Origin of the sequence: Chryseobacterium sp. CBo1 (assembly GCF_001693475.1) — a bacterium.
In the GTDB taxonomy this organism is placed as follows: Bacteria; Bacteroidota; Bacteroidia; order Flavobacteriales; family Weeksellaceae; genus Chryseobacterium; species Chryseobacterium formosense.
This window is the reverse complement of record NZ_MAUH01000008.1, coordinates 16,584-39,268: the sequence shown is the minus strand read 5'-3', so window position 1 is coordinate 39,268 and position 22,685 is coordinate 16,584. Positions and strand designations below refer to the sequence as shown.

The window sequence follows — 22,685 nt, the reverse complement described above, 5'->3', positions numbered from 1 at the left end:
ACTAGATTGCTTTTCTCAGTTTTTTGTAAAAAGATTCTTCCAGATCGGCAATATGCAACATCGATTTTGAAAGCTGATTGTATATATCACTTTTTGAGTTTCTGTTTTTATAAACTCTTGCAATATCTACGGCAAAATCTCTCCAAAGATCACCAATTGCAGTAATTTCTTTAGATAATCCTTTCAGTTCGTCATTTTTAAGAATGACAGCAGCTTCCTGTAAGAAAGCACCATATATAAACCTGAAACCGCCGCCACCGGTTCCGATTTCTTCCTGCATTCTGATGAGCTGTCCGAGATAATGATTGGTTACTTTTGTCCCTTTTTTATCAGCCCATTTCGGGATATTTTTTGCCACCCAACGCATGGCTTTGACACCAATAATCGGAACGGGAGCCAGCATATTTTTGCATGTATCTTTAATTCCTTTTTTTATAGCTTCTTCGAGATTTATAGTTTCCGGAATGTACGTCGGGAAATACATATGACCTTTTGGTGGAAGTGCACCTTTAGCGTACCTTACTTTTTCAAGTTCAGCTTCCGTAAGTGACGTTGCGAAATCCATTACTGGGTCACTAATCAGGAATCTTCCGTTTTCTTTGCCATAAACAACAAGATTGTGCGCATTGAAATGGAATTTATATTCTTCGGGAAAATAAGTCAGGTTGAAAACACCAACCTGTAAACCTGTCGGGATATTTTGTTCTAAATTTTTCTCTAAAGCGGTTTGTGCATCTTTCGGATTGGAGAATTTTTGTCTTTTAATTTTAATTCCCAGTCTTTTTGCTGCTTTGCTGAAAATCGCTCCCGGCATTGGTCGGTAGCTGAATCCCGGTGCAAAATTCACTTTTAAGAAAGGTAAATACACAAAAAACAATCCGGAACCGATTCCGAAAATCATGGGCTCGCTGAGTTTTAAACCTCTGTTGAGTAAAAGATTGGAGGCAACACCGTTTTCGCAATGTGCGGTCTGATGGTGTTCGAAATTGATTTGCATAATTATTTACCGTCGAAGTTTTTTAATTCGTCTACCGAAATTCCGAATGCATCTGCATATTTTTTCAGGGTAGAATCGCTGAGTTTTTTAAAAATATTGGGTTTTGCGTGTCTTTTTACAGTCCATTGCCATTTGTCAACATAGGCTGCAAGAACCTGTAAATCCATTTTATTTAATTCCATAAAATAGATAATCGGACTTACGATTTTGTTGGCAACATTTTGTCTGGCTTCTTCAATACGCTCATTAATGAGCTCCATCGATTCTTCGAGCGCTGCTTTTTTGGCGTCCCAACCAATGCTGTTTGCTGTGGTGTAATTATCATTTTCATCGGTCACATACAACACTTCGGTCATATTGGCTGACTGTAAATTACTTTCGTCCTGAGGAAGATCTTGCTTTTTCACCCGAAAAAAATTCTGTTAATTATAGTCTTAATAATTGGCTAAAATAGTAAAAATGCAGGACATAGTATTAAGTGAGTTTTTGAGTTATTTTAAATTAAATAAAGAGATTATTGTTAAAATAAAAGCGCAAAAGAAACTTTTGCGCTTGGTCCTAATATTTTTTTAAAATTAATTACGTATTTTCTGAAGCTTTTTGGCTAAAGAATTTGTTGTGAAATAGAATGTTGTTATTAGTAAAAATAAAATGCTCAGCATCGCAAAATATTCTGTAAATCTCATAGTCATACTTGGTTCTTTTGGATCGCCATCCATTAAAAAGCCGACAGTAGTAAGCATTGAGGATATAATAAAGATGGTTGAAATTTTCTTTTTCATGGTGATTTTTTAAAGTTATGTTAAAACAACGCAAACTTTTATATTTTATTACATAAGTTTGATTTACATCATAAAAATGTTAAACTTATGTCCGTCCGGATCAGCGAACATAAAGCCATAATAGTTGTCACCAAATTCCTCAGGATTTGAGATTAATTTACCTTCGGAATTTTTAATTTTTTCTGACCATTGATCAACTTCTTCTTTAGTTTCTGCAGAAATGGTAAAGATAATTTCATTAGATTTTTCGGAATCTGATATTTCTAAACCCAAATTTTTACTTAAAACTTCTTTTTTGAAAAAGTGAATGATGAAATTGTTTTCTCCAAAGAAAAAGCTTGTAAGGTCGTCCGATCTTCCATTAGATTTAAAACCTAAAGCAGTGTAAAATTGTGTAGTACGTTCCAAATCTTCTACACCAAAATTTGCCCAGATGATATTTGATTTCATGTTTAAATTAATTAGGATTAATATTCAATTATCTGCAATTTTTGTTCCTTGAGAAAACAATTGTAATAGGTCATGAATTTATTGCTGTAATTTGTAACAATGTATATATATCAACCTACTAATATTACTACAACAATCAATTCATATGAAGAAATTTTTTATTTCGGTTTCGCTTTTTTGCACAATCATTGCAATGGCGCAGAAATTTGAGACACAAAAACAGACTGATGCGCAAGGATACAGCTTCGAGACTGTAAAAAATGATCAGGCGGGTGTAAGAATTTACACCCTGAAAAACGGTTTGAAGGTATATATTGCCAAAAACGATGATGCACCAAGAATTCAAACGTATATTCCGGTAAGAACGGGTTCTAATAACGATCCGAGTGATAATACAGGTCTTGCTCATTATTTGGAACACATGGTTTTCAAAGGAACTTCACATTTGGGAACTCAGGATTGGGCAAAAGAAAAAGCTTTATTGACTCAGATTTCAGATCTTTACGAGCAGCACAAAGCTGAAAAAGATCCAGAGAAGAAAAGAGCACTTTATAAAAAAATTGACGAAGTCTCTCAGGAAGCTTCAAAATATGCGATTGCCAACGAATATGACAAGGCAATTTCTTCTCTGGGAGCAACAGGAACTAATGCTCACACGTGGTTAGACGAAACAGTTTACAAAAACAATATTCCTTCAAACGAGCTTGAAAAATGGCTTAAAGTTGAAAAAGAGCGTTTTTCTGAATTGGTTTTAAGACTTTTCCATACAGAATTGGAAGCGGTTTATGAAGAATTCAACAGAGCTCAGGATAACGACGGACGTTTGGTAAACTATGCATTAATGGATGCGCTTTTCCCAAAACATCCGAATGGTCAGCAAACGACAATCGGAACTTCAGAGCATTTGAAGAGCCCTTCAATGCAGGCTATACACAAATATTTCGATACATACTATGTTCCTAATAACATGGCAGTAGTTTTGGTTGGAGATTTAGATTTCGACAAAACGATTAAAATGGTTGATCAGTATTTCGGTTCATTCAAATACAAAGAATTGCCGATGAAGAAAATGGTTTCGGAAGAGCCAATGACTTCTATTGTAACAAGAACAGTAAAAAGTCCGTCAACACCGAGAATGACCATGGCCTGGAGAACAGATTCAGACGGAACCCAGGAAGCCAGACTTGCGAACGTTGTGGCTGAAATTTTAAGCAACAATGGGGATGCAGGTTTAATTGACCTTAACATCAATCAAAGACAATCGACTTTGGGAGCAGGAGCTTATGCTTCGGCTTTGAAAACCTACGGTTCATTCAACATGTATGTTACTCCGAAAGAAGGGCAGAGCTTTGATTCAGCTAAAAAATTACTTTTAGACCAGATCGATTTGGTTAAAAAAGGTCAGTTCCCGGATTGGATGCTAAAGGCAATCGTGAACGATATGAAAGTTCAGCGTATGAAAATGTGGGAAACAGCAGATGGTTTGGCAACTACGCTTTATGGTAATTATATCAGTGGAAGAACTTGGGAAGATGAGCTTGATGACATCAACAAATATGAGAAAATTACAAAAGCGGATGTTGTAAAATTTGCGAATGATTTCTTTAAAAATAATTATGCTGTTGTTTACAAAGAAAAAGGCGTAAATGATAAGCTCGTTCGTGTAGAAAACCCGGGGATTACACCAATTAAACTAAACAGAGAGGTGCAGTCTCCTTTCCTTAAAGATATTTTAGGGACAAAAGTTGCGGATATTAAGCCTCAGTTCATAGATTACAAGACGGCGATTGCAACGACTCAGATTAAAGATAAAAAAGTAAGCTTCGTTGCTAATAAATACAACAAAGTAGCTCAGGTAGCTTATATTTTCCCTTTCGGAACAGATAATGACAAAGAGCTTTCTTTAGGAGTAAGTGTTTTACAGTATTTAGGAACTGATAAATACACTCCGGAGCAATTGAAAGAAGAATTCTACAAATTAGGAATTTCAAATAGTTTCAGAACAACAAATGATCAGACTTTCATTACTTTAACCGGTCTTGAAGGAAACATGAAGAAAGGTATTGAGCTATTGAACCACTGGTTGAAAAATGTAAAAGCAGATCAGGAAATCTACAACCAGACCGTAAAAACAATTCTTGAATCGAGAGATGTTGCCAAAAAGGATAAGAACAGAATTATGGCAGCGCTTTCCAACTATGCTAAATATGGAAAAGATTCTAGAATGACGGATATTATTTCTAAAGACAGACTTCAGAATATCAACGTTACTGAGTTGATGTCGAAGATCAAAACATTAAATAATTATCCTTACGAAGTTTTCCTTTACGGAGAAAACCAAAGCGATCTTGAAAAAGCGGTAAAACCATTTATTGCCAACGCAACTCTACAGCCTGCGAAAGCTAAAGAATATGCTGAACCAACAACAGGCGGAACGGTTTATTTTGCAAACTACGACATGGTGCAAATGGAAATGGCTAAAGTAGCAAAAGGAAGCAATGTAAATCTTGCCAACTTCGGTAAAGCAAATGTTTTCAACGAATATTTCGGAAGAGGATTGTCTTCTATCGTCTTCCAGGAAATCAGAGAAAGTAAGTCTTTAGCGTATTCTGCGTATGTTTCTTACGCTAATGCTTCAGAGAAGGGCCATGCAAACTACATCACGAATTATATCGGAACGCAATCTAACAAATTACCTTTAGCAGTGAATGCAATGAATGAATTGATGGCGCAGCTTCCGCAAATTCCGGCTCAGTTTGAAAATTCTAAAGGCTCGGCTTTAAAGCAAATTGCATCCAACAGAATCAACAGAACCAACATTTTCTACAACCAAATGGCATTGAAGAAATTGGGAGTTGACTATGACATCAGAAAAGATATTTATGCTGAAATTCAGAATTTAACTTTGCCTCAGCTGACTAATTTCTACAATACCGATATTAAGCCTGTACAATACAATACGGCAATCATCGGGAAAAGAGAAAACCTGAATATGGAATCTATCAACAAGATGGGAACATTTAAAGAAGTGACTTTAGAAGAAATCTTCGGATATTAATTTTCATTAATATAAATTGTTTGAAGTGAGGCAGAAATGCCTCACTTTTTTGTTCAATATGACAAAGATTGATTTTTTTGATATAATAGCCTTGTCAAGGTTCTAAACCTTGACAAGGCTATTCAAATTCTGTTTAAAATAGAAACTTTTAACTAAAATAATTTCTCCCAGGCTTTCTGAAACTTTTCAGTATAAATATAATGTTCCTTTATGAGTTCTTTCAAAAGGTTTTTTGAAGGTTTGTAATCGGTATTTTCTGTTATTTTAGAAAGTATTTTTGTTTTTTGAGCTTCATTTTTTTCTTCATTATAGATTACAGCAAGCCCAATAAGAATATCGATTTCTTTTGGATCTATTGCCAATGCTTTTTCAAAATAAGCTTTCGCTTTGACAGTATTTCCAAGGTCAAAATATCCATAAGCTGCATTAGCGATTACAGATGTGTTTTTGGGGTCTTTGATTAATGCAATTTCATAATTTTCAACGGCTTCTTTAGATTTCCCCTGCATTTGATACGTGTTACCGAGATTGGCATAAATGTATGGATCGTTGTTTCCTAAAGCGAGTATCTTCAGGAGGTCTTTCCTTGCATTTTCATAATCTTTAGCCTGGAAATAAATACTGAAACGGTTTTCATAATAGGAAGGCTCATCAGACTTAATTTCAATAGCCTTATTAAGATCCTGTAATGCTAGTTTTAGGTCTCCGGTTTCCTGATAAATAAGACCTCTGTTATTGTAATACATAGAACCAGAATCTTTTTGATTAATGGCTTCGGTAAGCAATGCTTTTGCCTTTTCGTAGTTTTTTGCTCTTTCGAAAGGTAATGAAAAGTAAAAGTAAACATCATGAAGAAATTGATTGTCCGAATTTTCCTTAATTCCGGGTAAAGCTTTTTCAAAAACAGGATAAAGATTGATCATTTCCTGATCAAGTCGCTTTTCATTCAGCAATTTCAGGTAATTATTATAGTATCGGTCATTGGTTTGGTCTAAAGTTATCATCCTGCGGTAATCCTGAAGTGCTTTTTCAGGTTCAAAATCAAAATAATAAGTGTTGCCTCTTATTTCATAAAATTTAGCATCTTTAGGATTAAGAGAAATAGCATAAGTAGCAGTTTCTATAATTTCTTTATTCCTTTTAAGTTTAATAAGAATATAACATTTCAGATCATAAAAATCGATCTTTCTCTTATCAAGCTTAATGGCGGCATTAATTTTTTCCAACGCAAGATCGTATTCTTCAGATTGATAAAGTTCGTAAGCCTCTTCATAAAGCTGAGAACTGTCATTGATAACTGCTGCTTTCATATTGTTTGACTGTGAGGCAACTGGTGCAGCTTTTTCCTGAGCAAAAGAAAATAACGCAGTAAACGATAGAATAAAGAAAAATGTTTTTTTCATATTTAAATTGTGTTTGGTTAATGAATAGAAGGATGTTGCTTATTGTCTCTTGAATTTCAATTGTATCAGTACGTATATTTCATTTTTTTGCAGATCGTTGCACCATGTTTTATCGCCTACGATTGCGTTGTTGTATAAATTCAGTTGTTCCATATTTTCTACATATTCTATTCTCTCAGAAGTCTGATATTTGAAAAAAGACAACAAATTTACCTCGTCACCTATTTGAGGAACTACAGGAAACTCGACAGAATTTTCAAATTCGAATTCAACATCGTATGAATAGAATCTTACTTTTACGCTCATAAAATTATTTTCACCAAATATAGAATTTATTCCATAAAAAAAGCCAACTTCAAAGCTGGCTTCTATATTTTATATTAAAATTTTTAAGACTCAATTTCCTGAATGAATAAACTGATTTCTGTTCGGATTAATAATTCGTCATCCAAAAAAGTTTCGCAGAAAATCTGGCAGATATTTTCATATTTTGAGATCAGAGAAGCTTTAGATATAATCTTATCGCCGACTTTTGGAGAACCAAAGACTTCAATTTTTTTGATGTTGGTGATAAAACCTATTACTTTCGTATTCGATTCAGGATTTTCGAAAAAACTCTGTCCGAGAATTGAAGATGAGGTTTGTGCAGAATGCTCAATCAATCCTGCTTCTACAAAATGATCGTTATAAACAAAAATATTATCTGAAGTAATCTCAAAAGAAGTAATCACTTTCTCGGGCGTAAGCTCAAGAATATAATCTACCATCAGCATCGGTTCACGATGAGGCAAAAAATTGTGGATATTGATGAGATTTTCTTCTTTTAACTCCATTTAATTATATTTAAATCAAACGTGTTTTTTAAAATAAACTTGGCTTGATTTTGATTTTTTCTGCTTATAAATATTCAGCATAGGCTCAAGTTGGCTCTTTTTACTTTTGCCTTTTTTCTTAAAAACCTATTTTACTACCGTTTTCATTTCAGACTTGGCAATGATTTTATCATTAATTTTTGTAATGATTTCAACCAAAGTTACTCCCATCATTTCGTTAATAATGTTCACTTCAGAAATCAGCTGATCTCCCGTTTTCGGTAAAATTTCAGCTTCAAAAGTTTTAATGGCTCCAATGTATCCTGTCGGAGCTTCTTTTCCTAAAAGATAAAATTTATATCCGGTGTGAAGTGCCACACTCTGCGCCTGATGTTCAATTAAACCCGAAGCCTGAAAAATCCCTTCATGTACAAAAATATTGTCTTCTTCTATTTCAAATCCTGAAACAAGGCGCTCTTCAGAATATTCTGAAATTCCGCTCACCATTACGAATGGAAATTTTTGCGGAATAAGACTTTTAACAAAATTCTGGTCAGAAGTTGGAAGTGTATTTTCCATTATACAACGGTTAATAAAGAGCAAGAATAAGCAAATCTTCCGCTTTCAGGAACGCAAAGCATGATTTTTTCACCTTTTTTAAGTTTCCCGGAATTCATCAATTGTTCTACGGCGATAAAGATCGATCCCGCTCCGATGTTTCCGACTTCCGAAAGGTTGTAGAACCATTTTTCCCAAGGAAAATCAAGACCTACTTTAGCAAACTCATCTTTTAGACCTTCTTTAAAATAGCCGGAAGAAATATGTGCCAAAACATGGTCGATAGAATCCGGATCAAGGTCATGCTTGGTAAATGAAGCTCTCAAACTTTCTGCCCCTTTTACCAAGATATATTTATCTAAAATTTTAGTGTCTTGTTTTAAAGCAAAAATAGATTGGTTCAGCCATTCATCCGATGGGTAATCTGCCCATGATTTTAAGCTTCCGTCTTCCTGCTTTTCACAACCAGAATACATACAAGCTTCAATTTCGTGAGCGTAAGAATAAAAATCAATCCATTCGATTTTCAGAGACGTTTCGTTTTCTCTTGGTTTATTTTCCAATAAGAAAGCTCCGGCTCCGTCAGAAAGCATCCATCTTAAAAACTCTCTTTTGAAAGCTACGATGGGTCTTTCTTCAAGAAGTTTCAGGTTTTCAGCTTCATGATTAAATTTATCGGCAGTCATCCATGCAGACATTCTTTCAGAACCTGCACAAACAGCATTGTCTTTAATCCCTGCTTTTACATTTAAGAAACCGTAATTCAAAGCATTCATTCCGGAGTTACAAAGTCCGGTTGCAGTATTAATTTCAATAGATTTCCCGATATTGAGCTCGCCATGAACCATGGATGCATGAGAAGGCTGAATCTGATCTGCAGAAGTAGTTCCTACGGACAATAAAGCCATGTCTTCTTTCTTGAAATTCTCATCGAAAAGTCCTTCCACAGCTTTTGCGGTGATTTGCGCATTGGTATGCGTAGGATTTCCGTTTTTATCTAAAGCGTAGTATCTGGTTTTAATTTTATTGTTTCTTAAAATCAGTGCTTTTGCTTTAGAAGGTGTATTATTTACTAAGCCAAGATACGTTTCCATTTCGTCATTAGAAACCGGTTCATTCGGCAAGTATGTTGAAGCTTTTGTTATAAATACGTCGTACATTTCTATTTTAAATTAATTCCTTGTAAATATTCTTTCTGTTTTTGTCTTTTTTTCCATAAAATCGGAGCAAGCAGGATATGGAAAACCAAAACGATCGGTGAGATGATCCAAATTGCTGCCATCAAATATACCTTAAAGAATTTTATCAGCAATGGTCGTTTTTCTTTTTTGTTAATAATCAGGTTAGACCAAATGGTGAAAATTTTATTCCCTACTTTTTCAACTCGTACCAGAAAAGCTCTGATTTCTACAGCTCCGTTTTTTACCAGTTCCGGTTGAAGATTGGCTAAGTTATTATTTTCAAAATGATTTTCAATAATTTTACCATATTTTCCGGCTCCGTTGATCTCTTCGTCTGAAACTCCGGCTGCAGGAAGAATTCCTGATTTTTCTTTTTGTCCGGTTGTCATCCAGCGAAGAATCGTCAAAACACTTGTATAATTGTCTCTTCGGTCTACCAATGCAATGTTTCCGACTAATTTGGCGTCGAAATTCTTTAAATAAACTTTCAGTTTTTCCTGTGAAAGCATCCACATATTTCTCGTTGCAGAAATGGTAACAACAGGAGTGTTTTTTAAAATATTCGCTGCAAAACCACTTTTCAGAAAAGAAATAATAGGAATTGACGGCGTTAAATACCAAACCTGATAACCGAAAAGAATAAGATCAAATTTTGTATTTAAAACTTCTTCAGGCGGTGGTAGAATTTCGCTTGGGATCTGAAGGTAAGATTCCGGAAATGTGTTGAAAAAAACATCACTCGGCCACGGAAAAGGAAAATCTTTTTTAAGCTGAATGTTGTAGTAAGTAACCTTGTATTCGTCTTTTTTATCTTCAAACGGCTGTGCAATATTTCTTACAATATCTTCCAATTGCCCGGTTTGAGTATAATAAATAACGAGTATATTTTTTTGCATTAATATTTTTTATGGATTACAAAAATAAGATTTTCAATTTTATTATTCATGCCTAAATATTTTTATTGATTCGGAATCAAACATTTGTTGATAATTTGTATTTTCAAAAGTCTGATTCCTGATATTCAGCAGGATAATTGTTTCAGGAAAACCAGTAATATCTTTGAGATTAAAATTTTCATCAGAAATTAAAAGAACATCTGTTTTTTTATTGATTTGAGACTGATTTTCAATGTAAAACAATTTTCTTCTTTTAACCAGATAATTATTTTCCGCAACCATTCTTTTTTCTTCATCATGAATTAAACTGAAAATTCTTCTTCCGGCTTGCTGAAGCGTAAGTAAAATATCTTTCTGCCCAAAATCATCTGCAATATGAAAAATCGTTGCATCTTTCGGAATGTGTTTGTTCAGTTCAAAATAAACCGATTTGTTTTTGTTAAAGTCTTCTTTTACAGGTTTTACAACTTTGTTTTCTTTATATAAAAAGCTTAAGAACAGTTTCTTTTTAAAATAATTTTCGTCTTCAATTTCATTTCTAAGCTTAGCAAATTCATCCCTAAAATAAGCATTGATCTTCTTTGTTCTTTCAGAATAGTTTTTACCAAAACTCATATCATCTTTATGAATTCTGTCGCCAACTTTCAGCGTGATGCTTCCGTCAAAAATTATAAAATCTCCTTTTGGCTGTACTTCAGAATTCCCATGAATATAAATCGGGACAATATCTAAACTAAACTCTTCGGCAATATAAAATGCGCCTTTGTGAAAACGTTTTACATCATTGGTGTAAGAACGCTCAGATTCAGGAAATACAACCAAAGAGTATCCCTGCTTGATTTTTTCTTTCAACTGTTCCATCCCGTTTTCGATGCCCTGAGAAACAGGATAAAAACCTAAAGCTCTTACCAGCTTTCCGAAAACCGGAGAATTGTAAACCCAGTCATTCACGAGATAAATGATTTTATGATTCACCATTCCTAAAGCCAAAGTGTCGAGAAAAGAAGTGTGATTTGCAATGATTACCGCTGGTTTGCTTAAATCTTCATTCGGATTTTGAATAACTTTTTTCTTCACAAACGGATTTGAATATAAAACCGAAGTCAGAAATTTAGCTAAAATTAGTTTGATGAAATCTAACGTTTTTCCTTTCGAACGCTTCACAAAAATACTTCCGATGGCTGAGAAAATCAATCCGCCTAAACCGTAATATAAAAATGAGAGAACGGAGTTTAAAAATAATCGTAAAGTAATCGGCGACAAACCTTTTTTTTGTCGGTTGATAATTAAAAATCTAAACCAGAACGGATATAAAGTCGACGTAATGACAATCACGGAAAACATTCCGATCAAAGCAACCAGAGCTAAAGAATGTAAAGCCGGATGCTTAGCAAAAATCAAAGAACCAATCGATAAAATGGTTGTGAAAACTGCTAAAATAATGGAGATTCTATACGTTGGAAGTTCATTTTTCCCGGTTGTATGTTCTTTCTGCATTGCTTTCGTCAGAAAAATACTGAAATCGTCTCCCACACCGAAAACCAAAGTACAGACCACGGTGCTGAAAATATTTAATTCCAACCCAAGGAAATAGAGAATTCCTGCAGTTACAACTCCCGTCAAAACAATCGGGAACATTGTAAGAAGAGATAATTCGAAATTTCTGAAGAAAACAATAATCGTCAGAATAATGGCTAAAAGAGAGTAATTAATTAAAGTATTAAAATCATTTTTCAGCAAGCCTAAAAAGTTCTCATTCATCTGTTGACGATCGATTGCCAATGCTTCGTGACTTTTTTCGACATCTTTAATGAAAGCATCTCTTTTCTTTTCCTCCACTTTTACAACATTCGAAACGGTGTAAAAACCATTTTCGTTGCTCAGGAATTCTGAAATTTGCAGGGCTTTTATTTTTTCATAATCTTTTAAGCTTAAAGTTGCATACGATTTATTTAAATTTTCCTTAAACTGACCAAAAGCAGAAGCATTGAATCCGAATTTATTTCCATTCTGAACCAGTTCAGAAATCGTCTGGTTTTTTTTCTTCTGATTCCAGAAGTTATTCCAGATTTCAACTTTTTTTTGTTGATCTTCTTTCGATAAAACAACATTGCCAAGCGAATTATAGCTCAAAACTTTACCTTCCTGCTTTTCTTTTTCTAAAAATTGACTCAGTTGAGAATTTCTTGCTAAAGCTTCACTTTCAGAATTTCCGTAAGAAATGGTGTAAATCGATTTTGAAGTAATGTCTGATAATTTTTCAAGCTTGGCTTCACTGATTTTCAAATCTTTCGGTATGTAATTCAAATCGCCAATATCTTCATTAAAACCAACATGACGGAAACCGAAAAGACACGCTATAATCATGATCGAACAGCCAATAATCAAAGGTTTGTTCTTTTCGTAAGGATAATTTCCTATTTTATCAATAAAATTCGTGCTTACTTTATCCGATTTTTCTTTCGGATGATACAGTTGCGGAACAATAATCAAAGCCGTAAAAGAAGACAGGAAAACTGTAATCGCAGCAAAAAGTCCGAGATCTTTCAACGCTTCTGAACGGACGAAAACCAAGCACAAAAACGAAACCGCCGTTGTTGCGCTGCTCAGAATAATTGGTTGTGTGATTTCCTTATAAAGCTCTTCAATATTATTGTTGTGTTTGTAATGTGTTAAAATATGAAGTGCATAATCAATCGTGATTCCGATGAGAATTGCACCTACACTGAGTGAAATTGCCGAGATTTTATCTTTAATAAAGTATAAAATCATCAGTGAAATGAAAACGGCAAAAACGGTCGGTAAAAATACAATTAGCGGAGTAAAGAAATTTCTGAAATAATACATCAGCAAAATCAACAAAACCGTCATTGAAATAATAACCGTATTCTGAATGTCTTTTTTGATCTGCTGTGCATTAGCGACTGCAATCACAGGTGAACCAAAATAGCTGATTTCAGTTTTTCCTTTGAATTCTTTGTTGAGGTTGTCTTTTATTTCATTAAGCTGATTAACGAAAATTTCATTGTTTTTGGTGTCGTTGCTTTTATTTTTCGGATCGATGAAAAGCAGAAGATTTTTTCCGTCTTTGGTAACGATGTAATTATCTTCCAGCTTGAAATCTTTGCTGATATTTAAAGCATTCAGTTTTTTGATGCCAAGGAAAGTGATTCCGAGCGGATCTTTTTTAATAAATTCCTTTGTAACCAAACTTGTCGGCGAAACCAGTGAAATATAATTGTTCTCTACCTGTTTTGCGATGCTGTCTTTATTGAGTTTTCTCTCAATTTCTTTGTAATCGTTTTTGTCGAGAAACAAAGGTAAATTCTGATTGACGAAATCAAAAGTTTCGGAAATCTCATTATCATTTACTTTCCCCTGAACCGAACCGATGTATTTTTGTAAAGGTTCAATTTTACTTAAAAACGTATCGGCAGTTTCCGAAAGCAGAAAATTGTCGTCTTTAGATTTGTTTTCGATAATGACGATGATTTTATCTGAAAAATTCAGTTGCTTCAGAACTTTTGCCGTCAAATCAGACTTATCGTTTTTCGGAATAATCTGATTAATGTCTTCTTCAAAATTAATTTTAGAAGCAAAAAAGCCACAAATAATCAAAATTCCCAAAGCTGCTGCAACGGAAATCAGTCTGTTTTTAGAAATAAAATAATATAAATGAATGAAAATGCGATGCATTGCCTTTATAAATCAAGTTGCAAATTTAAATTTTTAAGTATTAGTTCAAAATAAATAAGCAATAAGTTTTGTCTGAAAATCAATAAAATATTCGGTGTAGAATAAAAAAAACTTTTACTTTTGCAAAGTTCCCTTTAGCGTACTCTATATAATAGAGATAAATTGATTAACAGATTATATGTATGATCAAAACATTTGATGAAAAATTATCCGGATTTCTGTTTGTAGTAATTTTACCGTTTCTACTGCTGTTTATGTCCTATTACGGATTTGAATCTTCGTACACAAGACTTAAAAGTTCGGCAGAGCCACCAGAATTCTTATTTTCTTCCGTTTATTCTTATCGGGTTATTCCTAATTATCTTAGTATTTATATGACAGATTTTATGAAGGTCTGCATTGATAATTGTTCTTCTTCTATTAAAAGTTTTCTTGATAAAAATGGAACTCCATTTTATCATGGTCTTTTTCTAATGAATAGTTTTTTCTTTATTCTGAGTTCGCTGCTTATTAATGTTATTTTGAAATTTAAAGCAACTGTTTCATTTAATATTAATTTCAGACGAATTATTCATTTACTGGCGATTTTTTTTATCGTTATTACGCAATATGCACCTTCAAATTGTGATACTATTGCTCTGTTTTGTTACTTGTCTGGCATCTGGTTTACGGTAAAATATTATCATAGTAGAAGAAATTTATATTTCTATTATCTGATTGTTTTAATTGCGGTATCTACTTTAGTAAGAGAAACGGCATGTCTGAATATTGCTTTTTTCGCGTCAGTTTTTTTCAATTTTGATGATTTGAAGAGAAAGAATTATACATTTATCTGGAAAGTAATTCCTTTGCTGTTGTCATTCATGATCCCATATTTTGGATTAAGAATCTTTTTAAACAGGGAAGAGACTTCTTTTATGGAAGGAGTATATATTGTAAGCAATTTTACCAGTCCTTTTAATCTTGCCGGATTATTGTTTTCCGTCATTGTGCTTTATTTTATATATAAACTGTGCGCAATTTCTGAAAGCAGATTGGTGATAAAAAAATATTTATTCTTTTCTTTGCCCTATATTGGAATGATAACTTTGGTTGGGCTTTTCTGGGAAGTAAGATTGTTTCTTCCGCTCATACTTACAGCTATTATTGTGGCGTTTCATGATTTTAAAAATCTTTATAATTAACCGATGAGTTTACTACATCCCTATTTTCTGATTGCAATTATTTATATGCTTTTTTTTAGCGTACAGGAAGTTTTTGGAAATAAGGTTGAGAAAAAATGGTTTTGGTATCTCGGGGTTTATCTCATGATTCTTGCGGGACTTCGTGATAATGTTGGACCCGATTATGGAAGCTACGTAATGATTTACTTGTACTCTGATACGAAAGAATATATAAACATTTTTTTAAAGGCACTGCATATTGAAGGTTCTGAAAATGTAGATATAGAGTGGCTTTTTGCTTTGATCAATAAGGTGTTGCTTAATGTGTTCAACGCTCCATTTTATTTCCTAACGTTAGTTATAGCTATTTGTGCAATATTTTTTAAAGTAGAGTATACAGATGATAATACTTTTTATCCGTTTACATTCACTTTGTTTATGTTTATTCCGAACTTTTTTATTGGAGAGAGCGGGCAGATCAGACAAAATCTGGGAACTTTCATTGTTTATTTTGCTTTACGGTACATCAAAGAAAGAAAATTGTGGCTTTACTTATTCTGGATGTTTATAGCCTCGGGAATACACAATGTTTGTTATATTTTTATTCCCATGTACTGGCTTGTAAAAATTCCTCTAAACAAGTATATCATGCTTATTCTGATTATTGGTTCAATATTCGCATCCCCTTTTGAAGTGTATAGGATTTTCGGTAGTTTTCTCGATAACCTTGCTACCGATAGTATGCTTGTAGATGGTTTTAACGGCTATATGAATGAGAGTACGGAGAGATTAAACGGAGGATTTGGGATACCGGAAGTTATGATGGCTATTCTTACGTTCTTCTTGTTTACTTTCGATGATAAGATGATGGAGAAGTTTCCTTACTATGAATATCATAAAGTATATGCAGTAATAGGAGTCTGCTTATATTTTATTTTTAGAAATAACAGTATATTTTCTTCCAGAATGGCGGGTGCATTTATCGGCTTTGGTTATATCATTATTCCTAATGCGATGTATGTGGTTTCTGCCGGTACGAAAAAAATAATATACGCATTTATCATATCCCTTTTCTTGTTCAATTTTGTTGTATTTTCTGTTTTTAAGAACATTGTCGCAGGAAGATATACTATCGAACTTTATAAAAATCACTTATTGCCTTAAGAATTATTTTTCTTTTTCATTGATAAAAAATTCATCTGTGAGGATGTATTTTATAGGTCTAATATTGTACTTTTGTTCGCAAATTATTTGGAACAAAATTTTCATTCATACTTGAATATTATTATTTTTTATTTAAAATAACGTGTTTATACTTCGTTATTTTATATTTTGTGATGGTATTTTGAGTAAATGAAATAAGTTCAACTCACAAAATTTATTGTTATGAAAAAGAAATGCCTTTACAGTATTGTGGCAGCATTTTGTTTGCTGTCTGTGGATGGTTATGCTAAAAGTTTTTTACCATTAAAGAATGAATTATCTGAATTTAATATAAGAAAAGATACTTTAGATGATATTGCAGGCCGTGTAGCTGCAAAAGATTGGATGAAAGCTCCCAATAGCTATTTTTTTGATCCTTCTCTGAATAATGAAGGGCTTTATATTCCTGTCAGAAAAGCGTTTGCGATGTGGGAAGGCTATAAATTTCTTGGCTATTCCAATATTCCGAATGGCCAGGTTACAGCAGACGTCTTGTGGGAAGACCATCACGGACTGATAAAATCAGGTGCAGATTATAGTTTGGAAATCGTTGGTACAGGTCAAAATGCTAAGATAAAAGTTCCTGTTAATAAAAGTCAGGAAGGCAATGCTGTAATTGCTTTCAGAGTAAATGGTGAAATTTACTGGTCTTGGCATGTATGGGTGACCGATGATCCCACAAACGGTTCTTCATACAAGAGCTTTCCGGCCGTTAAAAGAGAAAAAATAGACGGAACTATTGAGGTTATTCCTGATGCAGAATGGCAGTGGATGGATAGAAACTTGGGTGCATTAAGTAATTCTATTACCGCTGATGACTGGAATAATAATGGCGGGTTGTTGTATCAATGGGGCCGAAAAGATCCTATTCCCACCTTGGCTCTTAGAGGAAACGATTTTTATGAAGTTTCCGGCTCGATTGGAAGAGTGCGTCACAGAGGGGCGAAAAACTTTACAAATGCCATTAATTTTGATAATCTCAGAAAATTTGTTTTGTTCTCTACTGCTACTGTGGATAACAATATTAAACTTTCCGTCAAAAATCCGCTAAGTCTTATTTATGTAAACAAGGATGATAATTCCGGACCTGCATATTACTTTAACAATCCTAACCTTATGGTTAATTGGTTCGGATCTACTCTTGCTCTCCCTAATAACAGACTGACTGAGCTTAATTTATGGTCAGACAATGCAAAAGGTAGGCTGAACTCCGATTATACCAGCGATGCAAGCAGCGCTCCCTACAGAAATAAATCATCATTTGATCCTTGCCCAAACGGATGGAGACTGCCTTCAATGTTGGTTGCCAATCAGGCTTCGGGGAATTATGTAGATAATATCAGAGTAGATTTTTCCCCTTTTGGTGTGAGGACAAATTTAGGTAAAAACACATTCGAATCTAATGGCTACTATATTTTAAAGCCAAATGATAACAATGTACCTTCTTTTATGACGGGTATTAAGTTATTTCCGAATATAGGTTTTGACTTATCTAATGTCGGTGGAAATAATATGGGAATATTTCCCGGAACAGGCCAGATTGCAATTAATGCACATGACGGTCAATATACAGATCAGCATCATGTAGGTTTGTGGACCTCTACTATGACACGTTTTTACGATACAACGCCGGCTGTAGAAGCACGTATGTTGTTTATGGTTCCCGATAAAGATCAGCCAGATATTCCTGATCCTTCATATCCTTCGATTAAAGGTAGAAATTGGTATCGACCGTTGGGTACTGCAAAAACTTCAGATGCAAATGCCTGCAGATGTATAAAAGACCCGCTGTATACATTCAATAATTATGATTTTCCGACAGAATATTTTACTCCGGTTTCTGAATATACAGTAGGTCTGAGCAATCCGAATACTTATCAGGTGGTGAAAGGTACAACAGTTTCAACAATTGAGATCCCGGTCACTAAAGCATTTTCTGTACAAAGCCAGCTTCTAAATAATTCTTCTATTTTAAATCCTTCAAGTTTTAATAATCTGAAGGCAAATGTTTTATGGGCAACAAATACAAATCTGATAAATACTGTAAATGTAATAAATCCTTCTCCTGCTTCTTTAGTGGCACTGTCAGACACTAAAATCGTTATTAATTTAGCTGCTAATCAAAGTGGAAATGCAGTCGTAACTCTTCATAACGGAAGCATAGCAAACCCTGTTTACTGGTCGTGGCATATCTGGGTTACAGATACAAGTATTGGCTCCAAAATTTATGCTACGGAAACACCAAACACTGCTGCAACCAATTATATAAACTATGTTCCAAAAGGTCATATTCTGAAAACCGAATTTATGGATAGAAACCTTGGGGCAACTGATGCTTTCCCGTTAGTTGCTAACCCGGTTTCTCCTACAGTTGATGAATATTCAAAAATCAGAGCATCTACAGGTTTGCAGTATCAATGGGGAAGAAAAGATCCTATTCCTTCTTTTCAGTATGCCGACAGGTCTTCTTACAACATATTTTTAGGAAATGTTAATCAAAACGGAGCTGTAGCATATACTACTTTACCTTCTGCAACTTATAATGATATGTCTGGAAATTATATAATTCCATATGATACCTATACAAATTCTACAAATGCAAATGTTTTAGTAAGTGATAAGATTAACGAAAAAATAGCAAAAGTTCTTTCTTATTCAGTGAAAAACCCTTTAGTTTATATGATTCCGAGCAGCTTTGCACCCTATAACAATGTTGTTTCGAATTACACTAATGGTACAGACTGGGTGTCGAATGAACCTAATGTGGCAATAGACAGATGGGGAAGAGGAGGAAAAAAATCACCTTTTGATCCTTGTCCGGAAGGGTGGAGAATTCCTGACCTGACAGATGTAGCGATTGCCAGCAATAAAGATTTCGGCTTGTCACCATGGTATAAAAAAGATAAAAATGTGGCAACAAGCTATAACTTGGTTACAGATTATCTTGGGTTACCGGTGAAAAATTCAGGGAATGCAAGTTTGGGCTATTTGTTTACTAATCCGGCTTACAATGTAGGCAATTACCCAAATTCAGGATCTCGCGGTTTCCGAAGTGTTGTAGCAAATCAAACGCCTGTTGGTACATATAATGTAAACAATTTTCAATATTCAGGAGTTTGGACTGCAGCTTTGAACTCCAACTATATAGGAAGAGCAATTAATATCTTATTCGATGCTGCTTCTAATCCCAATCGTCTCATTGCATTTCATGATAATAATGATCCGTACTTCGGAATGGGGTGTCGTTGTGTCAAAGTGAAATATAACCAGAATGGAATTGAAGAAGGGCCTATTGCTGCAATTCCTGTCACACAAGGTTCTGTAATTAAAGCCTCAAATGTTTTTACGGAAAATGAGTTAATGCTTAAAGCAATAGAAAACAAAATTGTTCTTTTCCCCAATCCCGTAAAAGATTTACTGTATATCAAGGCAACTGAAAAAAGAGATTATTTTTTTCAAATTTATAATGCAGCCGGACAGTTGGTAAAATCGGGTAAATTTGAGAATAACGTAACTGATGTTTCAAGTTTAGTTGGTGGAGTTTATTTGGTAAGAATAAATAATTCTGAAACAGTGGTAAAAATCATCAAAAAGTAAATTTTTTAACTCATTATATTTTAAAAGAACAGATATTCGTAGCTGTTCTTTTTTGTTTTTATAAAATCAAAATATCAAATTTAATGAGAGACAGTATCTATTTTATTAAAATCAAATCCTTTAATGACTTACGTAGGGCATACTTTCAGTGTTGCAGAAATTATTAAATATCTCTGAAAACTTTGTCAGAATTGCTAATTAAAATGATTTGGCAAGCCCATCTAATAAAAAAGCTTTACTTTTGCAAAAATTTTCAGTATGTCGAAAAATTTAGTAATCGTTGAGTCCCCGGCAAAAGCAAAAACTATTCAGAAATATTTAGGAAAGGATTTCGAAGTGAAATCCAGTTTCGGTCACATTCGTGATTTGCCTAAAAAAGGAATGGGAATTGACTTGGAGACGTTCAGTCCTGATTACGAAGTTTCAGCCGACAAGAAAAAACTGGTAACAGAACTTAAAGCTTCTGTGAAAAAAGCCGAAATGGTTTGGCTTGCTTCCGATGAAGACCGCGAAGGAGAAGCTATTGCATGGCATTTGGCGGAAGAATTAAAACTGAAACCAGAAAACAGAAAAAGAATTGTTTTCCACGAGATTACCAAAAATGCGATCCTGAAAGCAATCGACAATCCTAGAGATATTGATCAGAACTTAGTAAACGCTCAACAGGCGAGAAGAGTTTTAGACAGAATCGTAGGTTTCGAAATGTCTCCTGTACTTTGGAAAAAAGTAAAACCGGGACTTTCTGCAGGTAGAGTACAATCGGTTGCGGTAAGACTGGTTGTAGAAAGAGAAAAAGAAATTCGTGAATTTACTCCGAAAGCAAGTTTCAAACTTGACGGAATTTTCCTTAACAGCAGTTCTCAGGAAATTGCTGCTAAGCTTAAAAAAGATTTCGATAAAGAAAAAGATGCAGAAAATTTCTTAGAATTAGCAAAAACTACAGAATTTAAAGTTTTAAATGTAGAAACAAAACCGGGAAGCCGTTCAGCGTCTGCACCATTTACGACTTCTACACTTCAGCAGGAAGCTTCTTCAAGATTAGGTTATAATGTGACCAATACCATGCGTCTTGCTCAGAGATTATATGAAGAAGGGTACATTACTTATATGAGAACAGACTCTGTGAATCTTTCTCAGGAAGCTATTGAAGGTGCAAAAAATCAGATTGTATCAGAATACGGAGCAGAATATTCATCTCCGAGAAATTATACTACAAAATCCTCTTCGGCACAGGAAGCTCACGAAGCCATCCGTCCGACAGATTTTTCTGTAAAAGCGATTGGTGATGCACAGTTGAGTAAATTGTATCAGTTAATTTACAGAAGAACACTGGCTTCACAGATGGCAAATGCTAAAATCGAGAAAACAGTCATTGAAATTGGTAATGCAAAACTTCCGCAGCATTTTGAAGCACAGGGTGAGGTGATCATTTTTGATGGTTTTCTTAAAGCTTACGGAATTGTAAAAGCAGAAGACGAAGACGAAGAAAACAACGAAAAGCTATTACCAAAAGTAAAGGTTGGGGAAGTTTTAGACTATAAAAAAATCACCGCAACAGAAAAATTCACAAGACCAAGTGCGAGATACACCGAAGCAGGTTTGGTAAGAAAGCTTGAAGAATTGGGAATTGGTCGTCCATCGACTTATGCACCAACCATTCAGACGATTCAGAACCGTGAATATGTTGATAAAAGAGAAATTGAGCCACAGACAAGAGAAGTGGTAAAAATGTCTTTGGTGAAAGATAAAATTAAAAAAGAAGTTCTCGAAGAAAAATTCGGGGGTGACAAAAATAAATTCGTTCCGACGGATATTGGTGAAGTTGTAAATGACTTCTTAACTGATAACTTCAGTGAAGTTCTTGACTTCGGATTTACCGCAAGAGTAGAAGAAGGTTTTGACGAAATTGCAAATGGCGGCCAGAAATGGAAAGAAATGATGACTGATTTCTACTCGAAATTCCATCCGAGAATTGAAGATGTAGAAGAAAATGCAGATCGTGCAACCGGCGAAAGACTTTTGGGTGTTGATCCTAAAACCGGTAAAAATGTTCATGCAAGAATCGGAAGATTTGGTGCGATGATTCAGATTGGCGAAACGGATGATGAAGAAAAACCAACTTTCGCATCTTTATTGGCAGGTCAAAATATTGCAACGATTACTCTGGAAGAAGCTTTGGAATTGTTTAAACTTCCTTTCGATCTAAACGAAGTTGACGGACAACCGGTTTCTGTAGGTGTCGGAAGATTTGGTCCTTATGTGAAATGGGGTGAAACTTACGTGAGTATTCCAAAAGGTGAAGATCCGCTTTCTGTTGACCAAAAACGTGCAGAAGAAATCATTGGTGAAAAGAAACTGGCAGATGCGCCAATTGCTTCTTATAAAGGTGAGCCGATTACAAAAGGAACCGGAAGATTCGGTCCTTTCATCAAGTACAAAAGTGTTTTCATCAATGTTCCCAAAAGATATAATTTTGAAAATCTTTCCCAAAACGACATCAATGAATTGGTTGAGGCCAAACTGGAAAAAGAAGCCAACCGTTACATTCAACATTGGGAAGCTGAAAAAATTTCCATTGAAAATGCAAGATGGGGTCCTATTGTAAAACATGGAAAAAATATCTATAAAATTCCAAAGAAAAAAGACGACACCAAATACGAAAGCGACGAGCTGAAAGACGTTTCTCTTGATGAGGTTAAAAAATGGATTACGGCACAAGATCCGAAAGCTTTCGCAGAAAAGAAAAAAGCTGCAGCTAAGAAACCGGCTGCAAAAAAAGCAACAACAGCTAAGAAAACAGTTGCTAAAAAACCGGCGGCTAAGAAGTAATAAAAACTTTGTCAAAGATTTAAACTTTGACAAAGTCGAAAAATATAAAAGCACAGATTT

16 protein-coding genes are annotated in these 22,685 nt (G+C 34.4%); 5 read left to right on the top strand and 11 right to left on the bottom strand.

Features of this window, described 5'->3' with window-relative positions; genetic code table 11:
• Position 1: 1 nt before the first annotated feature.
• The 4 genes from BA768_RS06715 to BA768_RS06700 all read right to left on the bottom strand — a co-directional run bounded on the left by BA768_RS06715 (position 2) and on the right by BA768_RS06700 (position 2,229).
• Complete coding sequence (locus tag BA768_RS06715) at positions 2–997, bottom strand: BtrH N-terminal domain-containing protein (RefSeq protein ID WP_065720190.1); 996 nt, start codon at positions 995–997, stop codon at positions 2–4.
• Between the two features lie 2 nt (positions 998–999).
• The gene (locus BA768_RS06710) at positions 1,000–1,404 is read right to left on the bottom strand and encodes a hypothetical protein (protein ID WP_065720189.1); all 405 of its coding nucleotides are present in this window, start codon (positions 1,402–1,404) and stop codon (positions 1,000–1,002) included.
• 168 nt (positions 1,405–1,572) lie between these two features.
• A complete protein-coding gene (locus tag BA768_RS06705; RefSeq protein WP_034672582.1) occupies positions 1,573–1,779 on the bottom strand; it encodes a hypothetical protein in 207 nt (68 codons plus the stop codon).
• Between the two features lie 63 nt (positions 1,780–1,842).
• A complete protein-coding gene (locus BA768_RS06700) occupies positions 1,843–2,229 on the bottom strand; it encodes a VOC family protein (protein WP_065720188.1) in 387 nt (128 codons plus the stop codon).
• Positions 2,230–2,374: 145 nt separating this feature from the next.
• Between BA768_RS06700 and BA768_RS06695 the strand changes: the two genes are divergently transcribed.
• Positions 2,375–5,287, top strand: coding sequence for a M16 family metallopeptidase (locus BA768_RS06695; RefSeq protein ID WP_065720187.1), 2,913 nt, complete (start codon positions 2,375–2,377; stop codon positions 5,285–5,287).
• A gap of 152 nt (positions 5,288–5,439) precedes the next feature.
• Here the strand turns inward: BA768_RS06695 and BA768_RS06690 are convergent, their stop codons facing one another.
• The 7 genes from BA768_RS06690 to BA768_RS06660 all read right to left on the bottom strand — a co-directional run bounded on the left by BA768_RS06690 (position 5,440) and on the right by BA768_RS06660 (position 13,833).
• The gene (locus tag BA768_RS06690; RefSeq protein ID WP_065720186.1) at positions 5,440–6,690 is read right to left on the bottom strand and encodes a tetratricopeptide repeat protein; all 1,251 of its coding nucleotides are present in this window, start codon (positions 6,688–6,690) and stop codon (positions 5,440–5,442) included.
• Between the two features lie 39 nt (positions 6,691–6,729).
• Positions 6,730–6,996, bottom strand: a complete 267-nt coding sequence (locus tag BA768_RS06685) for a hypothetical protein (RefSeq protein ID WP_034672569.1) — start codon at positions 6,994–6,996, stop codon at positions 6,730–6,732.
• A gap of 83 nt (positions 6,997–7,079) precedes the next feature.
• Entirely contained in the window at positions 7,080–7,523 is a 444-nt protein-coding gene (locus tag BA768_RS06680) for an ABC transporter permease (protein WP_065720185.1), read from the bottom strand.
• Between the two features lie 126 nt (positions 7,524–7,649).
• On the bottom strand, positions 7,650–8,081 hold the full coding sequence (locus BA768_RS06675) for a hypothetical protein (protein WP_065720184.1): 432 nt from the start codon (positions 8,079–8,081) through the stop codon (positions 7,650–7,652).
• A complete protein-coding gene (locus BA768_RS06670; protein ID WP_065720183.1) occupies positions 8,081–9,220 on the bottom strand; it encodes a beta-ketoacyl-ACP synthase III in 1,140 nt (379 codons plus the stop codon). Before BA768_RS06670 ends, BA768_RS06675 begins: the two co-directional genes overlap by 1 nt.
• Positions 9,221–9,222: 2 nt before the next feature.
• Complete coding sequence (locus BA768_RS06665; RefSeq protein WP_065720182.1) at positions 9,223–10,137, bottom strand: hypothetical protein; 915 nt, start codon at positions 10,135–10,137, stop codon at positions 9,223–9,225.
• Positions 10,138–10,179: 42 nt separating this feature from the next.
• Positions 10,180–13,833: an MMPL family transporter gene (locus tag BA768_RS06660; RefSeq protein ID WP_065720181.1), complete on the bottom strand. Its 3,654-nt coding sequence runs from the start codon at positions 13,831–13,833 to the stop codon at positions 10,180–10,182.
• 182 nt (positions 13,834–14,015) lie between these two features.
• Between BA768_RS06660 and BA768_RS06655 the strand changes: the two genes are divergently transcribed.
• The 4 genes from BA768_RS06655 to topA all read left to right on the top strand — a co-directional run bounded on the left by BA768_RS06655 (position 14,016) and on the right by topA (position 22,625).
• Entirely contained in the window at positions 14,016–15,017 is a 1,002-nt protein-coding gene (locus tag BA768_RS06655) for a hypothetical protein (protein WP_065720180.1), read from the top strand.
• A gap of 3 nt (positions 15,018–15,020) precedes the next feature.
• On the top strand, positions 15,021–16,160 hold the full coding sequence (locus tag BA768_RS06650) for an EpsG family protein (protein WP_065720179.1): 1,140 nt from the start codon (positions 15,021–15,023) through the stop codon (positions 16,158–16,160).
• Between the two features lie 222 nt (positions 16,161–16,382).
• Positions 16,383–19,796, top strand: a complete 3,414-nt coding sequence (locus tag BA768_RS06645) for a T9SS type A sorting domain-containing protein (RefSeq protein ID WP_083206596.1) — start codon at positions 16,383–16,385, stop codon at positions 19,794–19,796.
• A 258-nt stretch (positions 19,797–20,054) separates the two neighbouring features.
• Entirely contained in the window at positions 20,055–22,625 is a 2,571-nt protein-coding gene (topA, locus tag BA768_RS06640) for a type I DNA topoisomerase (RefSeq protein WP_065720178.1), read from the top strand.
• The last annotated feature ends 60 nt before the right edge of the window (positions 22,626–22,685 follow it).